Origin of the sequence: Pseudomonas poae RE*1-1-14 (genome assembly GCF_000336465.1) — a bacterium.
Classification (GTDB): Bacteria; Pseudomonadota; Gammaproteobacteria; order Pseudomonadales; family Pseudomonadaceae; genus Aquipseudomonas; species Aquipseudomonas poae.
Genome location: NC_020209.1, coordinates 2,512,862 through 2,526,467 on the forward strand (window position 1 = coordinate 2,512,862; position 13,606 = coordinate 2,526,467).

9 protein-coding genes and 1 pseudogene are annotated in these 13,606 nt (G+C 62.6%); all 10 read right to left on the reverse strand.

Annotated elements, in window-relative coordinates; genetic code table 11:
- Positions 1-48: 48 nt before the first annotated feature.
- Complete coding sequence (gene uvrA / locus H045_RS10760; protein ID WP_041931494.1) at positions 49-2,568, reverse strand: excinuclease ABC subunit UvrA; 2,520 nt, start codon at positions 2,566-2,568, stop codon at positions 49-51.
- Positions 2,565-4,277 carry an ATP-binding protein gene (locus H045_RS10765; RefSeq protein ID WP_015372364.1) on the reverse strand — a complete coding sequence of 571 codons (1,713 nt, stop codon included), beginning with the start codon at positions 4,275-4,277 and terminating at the stop codon, positions 2,565-2,567. The genes uvrA and H045_RS10765 overlap by 4 nt, the downstream gene beginning before the upstream one ends.
- 106 nt (positions 4,278-4,383) lie before the next feature.
- The gene (locus H045_RS10770; protein WP_208597735.1) at positions 4,384-7,476 is read right to left on the reverse strand and encodes an error-prone DNA polymerase; all 3,093 of its coding nucleotides are present in this window, start codon (positions 7,474-7,476) and stop codon (positions 4,384-4,386) included.
- Positions 7,452-8,867: a Y-family DNA polymerase gene (locus tag H045_RS10775; protein WP_015372366.1), complete on the reverse strand. Its 1,416-nt coding sequence runs from the start codon at positions 8,865-8,867 to the stop codon at positions 7,452-7,454. The genes H045_RS10770 and H045_RS10775 overlap by 25 nt, the downstream gene beginning before the upstream one ends.
- A 7-nt stretch (positions 8,868-8,874) precedes the next feature.
- Entirely contained in the window at positions 8,875-9,489 is a 615-nt protein-coding gene (gene imuA, locus H045_RS10780; RefSeq protein WP_003232226.1) for a translesion DNA synthesis-associated protein ImuA, read from the reverse strand.
- Entirely contained in the window at positions 9,489-10,106 is a 618-nt protein-coding gene (gene lexA, locus H045_RS10785; protein WP_041931495.1) for a transcriptional repressor LexA, read from the reverse strand. Before lexA ends, imuA begins: the two co-directional genes overlap by 1 nt.
- Positions 10,107-10,366: 260 nt before the next feature.
- Entirely contained in the window at positions 10,367-10,744 is a 378-nt protein-coding gene (locus H045_RS10790; protein ID WP_015372368.1) for a hypothetical protein, read from the reverse strand.
- 2 nt (positions 10,745-10,746) lie between these two features.
- Positions 10,747-11,742, reverse strand: coding sequence for a hypothetical protein (locus H045_RS10795; RefSeq protein ID WP_015372369.1), 996 nt, complete (start codon positions 11,740-11,742; stop codon positions 10,747-10,749).
- Between the two features lie 336 nt (positions 11,743-12,078).
- A complete protein-coding gene (locus H045_RS10800) occupies positions 12,079-12,456 on the reverse strand; it encodes a hypothetical protein (RefSeq protein ID WP_015372370.1) in 378 nt (125 codons plus the stop codon).
- Positions 12,457-12,459: 3 nt separating this feature from the next.
- Positions 12,460-13,456 (reverse strand): annotated as a pseudogene (locus H045_RS10805) (hypothetical protein).
- Between the last annotated feature and the right edge of the window lie 150 nt (positions 13,457-13,606).

Genomic DNA, 13,606 nt, shown 5'->3' on the forward strand with positions numbered 1-13,606 from the left:
CCACAGAGGTCCAGTCTGGAGCCTCCCACCGTTCATTCTGGTTGAGGGTTAGACCCGCTCGCGCGCCAGAAACGGCGCGGTGCGGCTTTTCTTGCTCTTGGCGACCTTTTGCGGCGTGCCGCAGGCAACCACGTTGCCGCCCTCATCCCCTGCCCCCGGCCCGATGTCGATCACCCAGTCGCTCTGGGCCACCACGCGCATTTCATGCTCCACCACAACCACCGTGTGCCCGGCGTCCACCAGTTGATTGAGCTGGCTGAGCAGGCGGTCGACGTCCCGTGGATGCAAGCCGGTGGTCGGCTCGTCGAGCACATACAGGGTCGCGCCCCGGGCATTGCGTTGCAGCTCGGTGGCGAGCTTGATGCGCTGCGCTTCGCCGCCGGACAGCTCGGTCGCGGGCTGACCCAGGCGCAGATAGCCCAAACCGATATCGCGCAGCACCTGCAATGAACGCAGCACGGCGGGCTGCTCGGCGAACACCTCAACCGCCTGTTCCACCGTCAGCCCCAGCACCTGGGCGATGCTCAGACCTTGCCATTTGATCGCCAGGGTCTCGGGGTTGTAGCGCGCGCCATGGCAGGTCGGGCATGGCGCGTACACGCTGGGCATGAACAGCAACTCAACGCTGACAAAACCTTCACCCTCGCACTGCGGGCAACGGCCCTTGGCGACGTTGAACGAGAATTGCCCGGCATCATAGCCGCGCTTGATGGCTGCCGGCGTGGCGGCAAACAGTTTGCGCACGTTGTCGAACAGCCCGGTGTACGTCGCCAGATTGGAACGCGGGGTGCGGCCGATGGGTTTCTGGTCCACCTGCACCAGCCGACGGATATGTTCGAGCCCGGAGCGGATGTGTCCGCCGCTGGTTTGCGGGGCGTCGTCCTCCAGGCTGGGTTCTTCGTCATTGACCACCCGGCTGCCGAGGCCGCTGCCTACCAGGTCCAGCAGCGCCTGGCTGACCAGGCTGGATTTGCCCGAGCCGGAAATACCGGTCACCGCCGTGAAACACCCCAGCGGGAAATCCACCTTCAAGTCATTGAGGTTGTTGCGCGTCACGCCTTCCAGTTTCAACCACCCGGCGGGTTCGCGCCGCGCAGGATTCAACGCCTGCCCTTCAGCAAACAGGTAGGCGCGGGTCTGCGAGGCCTGCACGTCCGCCAACCCGGCCGGCGGGCCGCTGTACAGCACTTGCCCGCCATGCTCACCGGCGGCCGGGCCCACATCGATCAGCCAGTCGGCGCGGCGCATGGTTTCCAGGTCGTGCTCCACCACAAACAGCGAATTGCCGGCGGCTTTGAGGCGCTCAAGGGCGGTGAACAGCGCCTCGCCATCAGCCGGGTGCAAACCCGCCGAGGGCTCGTCCAGCACATAGATCACGCCGAACAGCTGCGAACCCAATTGCGTGGCCAGGCGCAAGCGCTGCAACTCGCCGGACGACAGGGTCGGCGTACTGCGCTCCAGAGACAGGTAGCCCAGGCCGAGGTCGATCAAGGTGCTGACGCGTTCGAGCAGGTCCTGGGCGATGCGTTGCGCGGCGAGGCGTTTCTCCACCGACAGCTGCATGCGGTCCTGCCCCGCCGCCACCGGGCGCAACAGCTCGGCCAGTTGTGAAAGAGACAGCTGCGACAACTCGCCAATATCCACGCCGGCAAACTTCACCGACAGCGCCGCCTGGGTCAGGCGCTTGCCCTCGCACACCGGGCAGGCGCTGCCCTGCATGAACTGCGACACGCGCTTTTTCATCAGCGCGCTTTGGGTGTGACTGAAGGTGTGCAGGATGTAGCGCCGCGCACCGCTGAAAGTGCCCTGATAGCTCGGCTCCAGCTTGCGCTTCAACGCATCACGCGTCTGCGCCGGGGTGAAGCCGGCGTACACCGGCACCGTCGGGGTTTCTTCGGTGAAGAGAATCCAGTCGCGCTGCTTTTTCGGCAGGTCGCGCCAGGGGATGTCGACGTCATAACCCAGGGTCACGAGGATGTCGCGCAGGTTCTGGCCCTGCCACGCCAGCGGCCAGGCAGCCACCGCACGCTGACGGATCGTCAATGAAGGATCGGGCACCATCAACGCCTCGGTCACCTCATACACGCGACCCAGCCCATGGCACTCCGGGCAGGCGCCCTGGGGCAGGTTCGGCGAAAAGTCCTCGGCATACAGCATCGCCTGACCCGGCGGGTAGCTGCCGGCGCGCGAATACAGCATGCGGATCAGGCTCGACAAGGTGGTCACACTGCCCACCGAGGAACGCGCGCTCGGCGTGCCGCGCTGCTGTTGCAGAGCCACCGCCGGCGGCAGACCCTCGATGGAATCCACGTCCGGCACGCCGACCTGATCGATCAGGCGCCGCGCATAAGGCGCCACCGACTCGAAATAACGGCGCTGGGCCTCGGCATACACCGTGGAAAACGCCAGCGACGATTTGCCGGAACCCGACACGCCGGTAAACACCACCAGGGCATCCCGTGGAATATCCACATCGACATTGCGCAGGTTGTGTTCACGGGCGCCGCGCACCCGGACAAAACCTGGGCGTTGGGCGGAAATCGGAGGGATGGTGCGCTGTGAAGTCATTGGCAACCTTGTCGTGCGGTAAGCATGCTGCGCACCCGTAGCGTCAGGGCTTCGGGGCTGTAGGGCTTGCTCAGCAGATGAATGTCGGGGCTCAGCAGGTGGTTGCTGGAGAGGATGTCGCGGGTGTGGCCGGAGGTAAACAGCACCGGCACGGGCGGCTGTTGCTGGCGCGCCCAGTCGGCCAGGTCGGTACTTTTGACCCGGCCCGGCATCACCACGTCGGTAAAGATCAGCTCCGGTTGCAGGCCGGTTTGCAGTTTTTGCATGGCCTGGTCACCGTCGTCGGCGGTGAGCACCGTGTAGCCTGACTGTTCGAGCACTTCCACCACGGTGAGGCGCACGCCTTCGTTATCCTCGACCACCAGGATGGTTTCCTGGCCGCCGATGGGCTCCGCAGGTTCGTCCGACGACTCCTGGCATTCCTCGCCAAGGCTGCGCGGGAAATACAGCTGCACCACGGTGCCCTGGCCTTCTGCGCTGCACACGTCGACATGCCCGCCGCTTTGGCGCACAAAGCCGAACACCATGCTCAAACCCAGGCCGGTGCCGTGGCCGTCGCGCTTGGTGGTGAAGAACGGTTCGAACACCTTGGCCTGGATCGCCGGTGACATGCCCACCCCGTTGTCACTCACCGACAGGCGCACGTATTCGCCGGGGCAGATGCTTTTGCCCACGCAATCATTGGGGTTGAGGATGATATTTTCGCCGCTGATGCGAATCACGCCCTCGCCTTTCATGGCGTCCCGCGCGTTGATCGCCAGGTTGAGCAGGGCATTTTCCAGCTGATTGCGGTCGACGTGAATGCGCCACGGGTCGCGCGGCAGCTGCACGTCGATATGGATGGTTTCACCCAGCGCGCGCTGTAACAGCTCGCCGAGGTTTTCATAAATGCGCAAAGGGTTGTACACCGCCGGTGACAGCGGCTGGCGCCGGGCAAACGCGAGCAATTGCGAGGACAGCTTGGCGCCCCGGTCCACAGCGGCAATGGCCGCATTGACGCGGCGCTGCACCTGGGGGTTATCTGGCTCATGCCGGGCCAGCAGGTGCAGGTTGCCGGCGATCACTTGCAAAAGGTTATTGAAGTCGTGGGCCACGCCGCCGGTCAGGCCGCCGATGGCTTCGAGCTTCTGCGACTGGCGCAACTGCTCCTCGGCAGCCGAACGCGCCTGCACTTCGGCGGCAACGCGCTGCTCCAGGTTGTGGGTGAGTTCCTGCCGCACCCGTTCGGACTTCACCAGTTCGGTGGTCTCCACCACAATCGCCAGCACCCCGGCCGGTTGCTGGTTGTCGCCGGCGACCGGGCTGTAGTAAAGGTCCAGCCACAGGGTTTCAGGCTGGCCGTTACGCGACAGCACCAGTTCCTTGTTGTTGAACGACAGCGTGCCGCCGGCCAGGCAGGTGTCCACCACATGCCGGTTGAACTCGGCCACTTCCGGCCAGCCCTGCTCCACCGGTGTGCCCAGCAGGTAGGGATGGCGCCCGCCGGCGAACACCGAATAGCTGTCGTTATAGATCATGTAACCCGCCCGCCCCCACAGCATCACCATCGGCACCGGGGATGCGAGCATCATCTGCACCGTGCAGGCCAGGCTGGTGGACCATTCGTCTAACGGCCCCAGGTCGGTGTTCGACCAGTCGAACGCGCGAATGCGTTGGGCCATTTCACCGGCCCAGCCTTCACAGTCATGTGGGTTGGATAAAAATTGCATGATGGGGCTCTGCACAAAGAGAACGTTCGCAACGTTTGGAGCATGCCAGGTGTAGATGGTTTCATCCGGACTTATTTAGGGCGCAAACACCGTGCAATCAACGGCTTTAATGGAAATCCCGGCTGCGCACATGGATGCCGTCCAGCAATGGCGTCAGGTCGGTAAGACGGCCGGCGATAAGGTGGCGCACCTCGCCCACCGCCTCCCAGCGCCCGTCCACTTTGAGCAGTCGCGAACCCACCAGGGCCTGGCGTTGGCGTTCGGCCAGGTCGCGCCAGACCACCACGTTGAGGTTGCCGAATTCATCTTCCAGGGTGACGAAGGTCACGCCGCTGGCAGTACCGGGCCGTTGCCGACCCGTGACCAGCCCCGCCACGCTGACATTGCGCCCATGCTCCACCGTCGCCAGCTCCCGGGAACTGCGACAACGCCGCTTGCGCAGCTCCCCGCGCAACAAGGCCAGCGGGTGCGGGCCGAGCGTGGTGCCGAGGGTGGCGTAGTCGGCGTGCAGGTCTTCGCCCAACGTGGGCGCGGGCAACGCCACCGGGGTTTCGTCGGCGCTGGGCAGGCCGGCAAACAGCCCCAGCTGTTTATGCACCCCGGCCACGTCCCAGCGTGCCTGGTGCCGGTTGCCGGCCAGCGCGCGCAAGGCACCGGCATCGGCCAGCAGGGCCTGAGCGCGCGTATCCAGCCCGGCCCGCTCATCGAGATCGGCAATGTCGCCGAACACCCGGCGCCCACGCGCGGCCTCGATGCGCCGCGCGTCGTCTTCGCGAAACCCTGCGATCATGCGCAGCCCCAGGCGAATCGCCGGTTGCTGGCCGTCGATGGGCTCCAGGCTGCAATCCCAGTCACTGGCCAGCACGTCCACCGGCCGGATCTGCAGGCGATGGCGGCGTGCGTCCTGCAGGATCTGGTCCGGGCTGTAGAAACCCATGGGCCAGCTGTTGATCAGCGCACAGGCGAACGCCGCCGGTTCATGGCACTTGAGCCAGCAACTGGCGTAGGTCAGCAAGGCAAAGCTGGCGGCGTGAGACTCGGGAAAACCATAGCTGCCAAAACCCTTGATCTGCTCGAAGATCTGCGCGGCAAAGGCTTCGGTGTAGCCGTTCTTCATCATGCCGGTGCGCAGGCGCGCCTGATGGGGCTCCAGCCCGCCATGGCGTTTCCAGGCGGCCATGGATCGGCGCAACTGGTCGGCCTCGCCGGGGCTGTAGTCGGCGGCGACCATGGCGATCTGCATCACCTGTTCCTGAAACAGCGGGATGCCCAGGGTGCGCTCCAGTACCTCTTTTAATGCAGGCGATGGATAGGTGGTGGGCTCTTCTTTATTACGCCGACGCAGATACGGATGCACCATGCCGCCCTGAATCGGCCCGGGCCGCACAATGGCGACTTCGATCACCAGGTCGTAAAACGCTTGCGGCTTGAGCCTGGGCAACATCGACATCTGCGCCCGCGACTCGATTTGGAACACGCCAATGGTGTCGGCCTTGCTGATCATCGCGTAGGTGGCCGGGTCTTCCTTGGGGATCGACGCCAGCGTCAGGTCCAGGTTGCGGTGGCGGCGCAGCAGGTCGAAGCAGCGGCGGATCGCGCTGAGCATGCCCAGGGCGAGGATATCCACCTTGAGCAGGCCCACGGCGTCGAGGTCGTCCTTGTCCCACTGGATGATGGTGCGCTCGGCCATCGCCGCGTTTTCCACCGGCACCAGGGTGTCCAGCGGGTGTTCGGAAATCACGAAGCCGCCGGGGTGCTGGGACAGGTGCCGGGGGAAGCCGATCAACTGTTGGGTCAGCGTGAGCACCCGGCGCAGGATTGGACTGTCCGGGTCGAAGCCGCTTTCACGCAGGCGCGCCAGCGGTGGCGCATCATCACTCCAGCGCCCGCAGCATTCGGCCAGCGCGTTGATCTGATCGGCTGGCAAGCCCAGGGCCTTGGCCACGTCGCGCACCGCGCCGGCCGCGTGGTAACTGCTGACCACCGCCGTCAACGCCGCGCGGGTACGCCCATAGCGCTGGAACACATACTGCAATACCTCTTCGCGGCGTTCGTGTTCGAAGTCGACGTCAATGTCCGGCGGTTCGTTGCGCTCCCTGGAGAGGAAGCGCTCGAACAGCAGGCGGGTCAGGCTCGGGTCGATCTCGGTGATGCCCAGGGCAAAACACACCGCCGAATTGGCCGCCGAACCGCGCCCCTGGCACAGGATCGAACGGCTGCGAGCGAACCGCACGATGTCGTGCACCGTGAGGAAGTAACTTTCGTAGCCCAACTCGCTGATCAGCTCCAGCTCCGTGTGGATCTGCTGCAAGGTGTTGGGGGCGACACCCAGGGGCCAGCGCCGGGCGATGCCTTCTTCGGTGAGGGTACGCAGCCAGCTTTTGGCGCTGTGGCCGTCGGGCACCAGCTCGCGCGGGTAGTGGTAGCGCAACTGCTCGAGGTCGAAGGTGCAGCGTCGGGCGATGGCCAGGGTTTCATCGAGCAAGGCCTGGGGATACAGCGCGGCGAGTGCGTCGAGGCTGCGCAGGTGGCGTTCGCCATTGGGGTGCAGGCGCGTGCCGGCTTCGGCCACCGGCACGTGATGGCGGATGGCGGTCATGGTGTCTTGCAGGGCGCGGCGACCGCGTGCATGCATGTGCACATCGCCGCAGGCCACCGCCGGGAGGTGCAGGCGGGCGGCCAGCTGCAGGCGCTGCTCCAGATGGCGCGCATCGTCCTGGCCACAGTGCAGGTGCACCGCCAGCCACAGACAGTCGGCGAAGGTACGGCGCAGCCATTGGATATCGGTTTGGGTATTGCCATCTTCGGCCACCCACAGCGCCAGCAGGCCGGAAAACGGTGTGTCGAAGTCCTCCCGCAGCAGCCGATAGCGGCCCTTTTCGGCGCGTCGCCGGGCCAGGGTGATCAAGCGGCACAGGTGCTGGTAACCGTTGAGGTCCTGCACCAGCAACACCAGTTTCGGGCCGTTTTCGATGCGCATCTCGCTGCCGATGATCAGCGGCACTTCCACCGCCTTCGCCGCCTGCCACGCCCGCACGATGCCCGATAAGGTGCATTCATCGGTGATCGCCAGCGCGCGGTAGCCCTGCTGTTTGGCGCGCTCGAACAACTCCAGCGCACTGGAGGCGCCGCGCTGGAAGCTGAAGTTGGACAGGCAGTGCAGTTCGGCGTAGTTCATGCAAACCAGCCTTGCAGCCATAGTCCGTCGCTTTGCCCCACGCTGCGATAGGCCCAACCTTGCTGACCGGCACGGGTCTGGATCAGGTAGTAGTCGCGGCGAATATCGGCGCCGTCCCACCAGCCGGATTCGATGCGTTCCGGGCCCATCAGGATCTGCACCCCCTGCTCGGCCAGCAGGGTCGGCTCGCGCAGCAGCCAGCCAGGGCGTTGCACCTTGTTCAGGGTTGGGCAAGGGTGTTTGTCGACCGCCGCCTGCCAGGCACATTCGGGGCGGTGATCGGCATGAAAACGCAGGCCCTGCACCGCCTCATCCCCCAGGCGCGCGCGCAGGCGTTCGCGCAGTTGCTCCCACGGCAGGGTCTGTTGCGGGCGGTCGTCAAACAGGTCCTGGCGTTGCGGTACGAACAACGGCAGGTCCTCGGCCACCAGGCGAAAGCCGCGTACCGGCGCGGTGACCTGCACCTGCTCAAGCCGCCCGCGGGCCAGTTCGAACAGCATCGCCGGTTCACGCTCGGCGCTGAGCAGGCCGACCTTGATTACGCTGTCCGGCGCCTGGGCGTGTTCCAGGTGCAGGTCGAACCGTTGCACACCGCTGTCGCGGCCGCAGAGGAAGGCCGATAGATCGCCGGTTAAACGACGCAAGGGAAACAGCAGCGCCTGGTGGGAGTGCACGTCAAAATTCAACTCGATGCGCGCATCGAACTGGTCCGGCGGCTGATAGAAAGCCAGGGCCAGGGGCCGCTGCCCGCTCAAGGTATCCAGGTGCTGCAGCAGCTCGGCTTCAAACCGCCGCGCCAGGGTATGCCGGGGCAGCGCCTGCACCTGGGCCAGCGTGCGCAAGCCCATGCGCGCCAAGGCGGTGGCGACCTGCGGGTTGAGGCCTGCGCGGTCGACGGGCAGCGGCGCCAGGGCGTGCAGCAAGGCGCTGTCGTCGGCCACGGCCAGGCCATCGTAGAGGTTCGCCAGCACCCGCGCCGCCGCCGGGTTGGGGGCGGCGACGATGCGGTGGCGAAACCCCAGTTCGGTGAGCTCTTTGCGCAGGCGCGCCTCGAACTGCGGCCAGGGCCCAAACAGCCCCAGGCTCGACTCGATCTCGAACAACAGCGCGCGCGGGTAAAACACACTGACCTGGGAGCTGAAGCGGTAGGCCCAGGCCGCGAGAAACTGTTGCCAGTGTTCAATTTGGGCTGGGTCATACTCGGCGCTGGCAAAGGTTTTGCTGAGCGCATGGGCGGCCGTCAGCGACTGGCCGGGGCGCAAGCCCAAGGCGCGCGCGGCGGCATTGGCCGTTTGCACGACGCGTCGCTGCGGCGTGCCCGCCAGCAGCACCAGTGGTTGGTCCGGCTCGGGATGCAGACGCTGCACCCCGTCCAGCGCCAATTGCGGGAAGACAATACACACCCAGCGCATGGCAACCTCAGTGCCCGGCCAGCGCGATCGGCGCCGGGTGGGCCAGCCCGCCCCGACACTTGAGCACACTCACCTGCGCAGGCCGCGCCTCGACCGCCAGGCGCAGGGCCGCCGGCGACGCATTGACCGCCTCGCCCAAGGCGCGCCAGGCGAATGCCAGGGTCTGCCCGGTTTCCGCCGCCACCTGCAGGCGACGCAAGGCGCGGTCATCGGCCTTGCGCGGCCAGCACAGCACAGCACCGCAACTGCCGGAACGCAGGCACTGTTCCGCCGCCCACAGCGCGTCGCGCTCCTCGGCCTGGATGACGGCGAGCTGGCGCAGGTCCACCCCGGCGTTGTGCCAGGCATGGGCATACGGCGTGTAGGGCGGCGCCACCAGCACGATGCGCTCCCCCGCCGCCGACAGACGCGCCAGGGTCGGCAGCACCAGTTGCAATTCGCCCACGCCCTCCTTGGCCATCAGGATTTCGCTGAGGGCTGACTCCGGCCAGCCACCGCTGGGCAACACCGCATCCAGCGCCGCCAGCCCCGTGGGATGCACGCTGGCCGGTGGCGCGGCGGGCCGGCCTTTCCACACGCGGCCGCCATTGAACAGCGTGTCCAGCGCAATGACGGCGCCCATCAACCCTGCCTCACCAGGCCGCAGAATACACCTTCGATGGCCAGGTCCTGGTCGGGCCCCACCACGATGGGCTGATACGCCGGGTTGCGCGGCAGCAGACGCACGCTGTCGCCATGGCGCTCGAACCGCTTGATGGTGACTTCGCCATCCAGGCGCGCCACCACGATCTGCCCGTTTACGGCCTCGGCACTGCGGCGCACACCCACGAGGTCACCGTCGAGAATGCCGTCTTCGATCATCGAATCGCCCTGCACCCGCAGCAGGTAATCCGGAGTTTTGGCGAACGTGGCCGGGTCCAGTTGCAGGCGGCTGTGCACCTCGGCATCGGCACCAATGGGCAGCCCGGCGGCAACGCGACCGAGCACCGGCACATCCAGCCAGTCGGGCCGCGACGGCTGGTTGAGCAGCCGAATACCGCGAGCCTGGTTGGGGTTGACCTCGATAAAACCGGCCTCGGTCAGGGCCAGCACATGCTTGCGTGCCACGCTGCGCGAGGCAAAACCGAACGCCTCGGCGATCTCGGCGAGGCTGGGAGACTGCCCTTGCTGCGCGATGCGATCGCGGATAAAGGTCAGGATGGCAGTACGGCGGGGGGTTAGAGTTTTCATGGAGTACATTTGTACTCCTTCGGGAAATTTCTGACAATAGCCGGTAGTCGGGAGCGCTCACTGAAGCCAGGCGCACCAATAGCCCCAACTGACAGCCCAAATCATCGCAAGTCGATAGGGCCATCCGGTCCAGCGTTTGAGTGATAGCGGAACGGCGGATAACTCTGCCTCAGTCATAAAACTTTTTTTCACTGAGCCCTACAGAAGGCCAAAAACGACGAATGTGTCGATGAACATCACGAGGGTGTAGGCGACAAACCAGGACATCGTTAAGTCCCCTCTGGCCACCATTTGAACCACGCGTACCAAGCGCCTGTTGCGATAATCCAAATATAAGAAACACGATATGGCCACAATGCCCAACGCTTGAGCACCGGAGGAACAGATGCCAATTCCTCTTCAGTGACAAGGCCTGCTTTCAGAAAGCGCTTGGGCATCGAGAGGATGTCAATCATCAACCCCATACGATGAAACCGGTCGATTCGACTGTTTCTCTTCCAAAAGCGCTTATGTCTACGAACTTTTTCGTTATTGTCAAAGTAACTTTCCAGCTCGTCGAGTTTTGCATACTCGGCAAAAAGCATCAGGCTCAGGAGTACAAAAATACCCGCGAGGTGCACGATGATTAAGGCAAGAAAAAACGACACGGTCAGGCACCCTCTGGCTCGAAGATCAAGTCACCGTTGAGCTCAAGTATCTTTCCACCCAGAAATGCACTTTCATCACCAAGAACCGAACCTGCCTCATAGCCACCTGCAGCGCCGCCAATAACTGCGCAAGCAAGCGCACCCTGCCCTTTCATAGAAATACCCAACACCATATGGCAAACACTACGAGATAACTTCGCACCTACATGTCCACCAAAAACCGATCCCATTACCCCACCCACAAATCTGCCTGTCTCCACATACTTCGCCCTTCGACATTGCGCCTCTCTCCCCGTCACACACGCCTCCCTGACCTCCAACCCAGTAACGCCTACATCCAGCGCCAACCCAATGTAAGTCCCTTTGCCCAGCCATTTCGACATCTGCGCAATCTCCCGAATCCGCTTCGCATATCCCGCTATCTCACCTTTATGCAGATAGCTTCTGGTCGAAATTCCCAGCACTTTCCTCAACGACTCATTGCCGCGTAAACCTGTACCGAACCTCGCAGCACCTTGCAGTTGCAATTCCAACCGGCTGAACAACGTTTGGCGCTGGCGGATAAAGTTCTCCCTGCTCAGATCCCCACTTCTCAACCGCTGATGCACTTGTTCGATTTCCTCCAAAATTTGCGCCACTTCATCCAGATGCCGCGCCCAGGCGGATGTAGCACTGCCAATACCAATCGAGCCATACGCAAGAAAACTCTGCAGCAAATCATAATTGCCGATCACCACCGCGCCGACCGACGTATTCAATTCCAGGCTGCGACGAACCTGTTCAGCATGCCGCATCAACCAGGCCTCCTCGCCGGAACAGCTCACGCTGCCGACATCGGGAATAATCACCAATTGCCCCGGTGCCACCAGACCAGGGCGCAGGTGTCGGTTCAGTACGTCGAAATGATCAGAGCGCTGTCGATTCAGGCCGCCGCCCATCAAGCGCGATTTCAAACTCTCGTAGTCCATTGTGCGGTCATTGATATAGCTCTGCGCCATGCCTTACATCCGGGATGCAATGAAACTGGCGTCGAAATATAAGCAGGGGAGCACGGCCTGGACACAAGTCCGGGAGGGGTCCATCACATTTGGGAAGCTGCCTACACGGCAGAGACTTTGCGCTTACAGAAAGCGGCCCGACCTACCGTCAAACCTTCGGCAATAGCCGGTAGTCGGGAGCGCTCACTGAAGCCAGGCGCACCAATAGTCCCAACTGACAGCCCAAATCATCGCAAGTCGATAGGGCCATCCGGTCCAGCGTTTGAGTGATAGCGGAACGGCGGATAACTCTGCCTCAGTCATAAACCTTTTTTTCACGGCGTCCGTTGGATCACATCAGATTTGAATGTCGAACCACCAAAACCAGAGGCACCAAACGATGGTTGCGCCTCCCCAAATATAAGTAAGGTAAAAGGGCCACAGCACCCAACGCCTGAGTAACAAGGAAATGGATTGCAGTTCGGCCTCCGTCACGATTCCTGCTTCCACGTGGCGTTTTGAATCGGACAAAAACTCATAAATCTGCAACATGCGATAAAACCTGTCGATTGGCTGGTTTCTTCCCCAAAAGCGTTTAGTGTCGCGAACCTTTTCATTTTGGCTGAAGCAGCTTTCCAGACTGTCGAGTTTTACGTATTCGGCAAATAGTCGCAGCCCCAGGGTAACAAGGCCTCCAACAAACCAGACGACGGTGTAGACGAGAAAGAATGACACTTATCAGGCCCCTTCAGGTTCGAATATCAAGTCTCCATTAACTTCAATGATCTCCCCGCCCAAAAAAGCACCTCCAGCACCACCTGCATTTCCGCCTGCGCTGCCTCCCGCTGCACCTCCAATGACTCCACACGCAAGTAATCCATTTCCTTTCAAATAAACGCCCAGATACAAGCGACAAGCACTACGAGCTACATCAGCAGCTAATTTTGCCCCAATGGCAGCTCCCGTCACTCCGCCCACAAACCTGCCCATTTCCACATATTTCGCTCGTCTGCACTGCGCTTCCTTACCCGTCACACAGGCTTCCTTGATCTCCAAACCTGTGACGCCAACATCCAACAGCAATCCTGCATATGTCCCTTTGCCCAACCACTTCGACGTCTGCGTTATCGCCTTGATTCTTTGCGCATACCCTGCAATTTCATTCTTGTGCAGATAACTTTTCGTCGACAATCCGAGTACCTTCTTCAACGATTGATTGCCTTGCAATCCCGTCCCGAAACGCGCTGCTCCTTGCAGCTGCGCATCCAGTCGACCAAACAGCATCTGCCGCTGCCGAACAAATCCATCCCTGTCCAACCCGCCACTCTTCAACCGTTGGTGCAAACGTTCGATTTCTCCCAGTGTTCGCCCCACTTCATCCAGATGTCTCCCCCAGCCAGACGCTGCACTTCCCACACCAATCGAGCCATACGCAAGAAAACTCTGCAGCAAATCATAATTGCCGATCACCACCGCGCCGGCCGACGTATTCAACTCCAGGCTGCGACGAACCTGTTCAGCATGCCGCATCAACCAGGCCTCCTCGCCGGAACAGCTCACGCTGCCGACATCGGGAAATAATCACCAATTGCCCCGGTGCCACCAGACCAGGGCGCAGGTGTCGGTTCAGTACGTCGAAATGATCAGAGCGCTGTCGATTCAGGCCGCCGCCCATCAAGCGCGATTTCAAACTCTCGTAGTCCGTTGTGCGGTCATTGATATAGCTCTGCGCCATGCCTTACATCCGGGATGCAATGAAACTGGCGTCGAAATATAAGCAGGGGAGCACGGCCTGGACACAAGTCCGGGAGGGGTCCATCACATTTGGGAAGCTGCCTACACGGCAGAGAATTTGCGCTTACAGAAAGCGGCCCGACCTACCGTC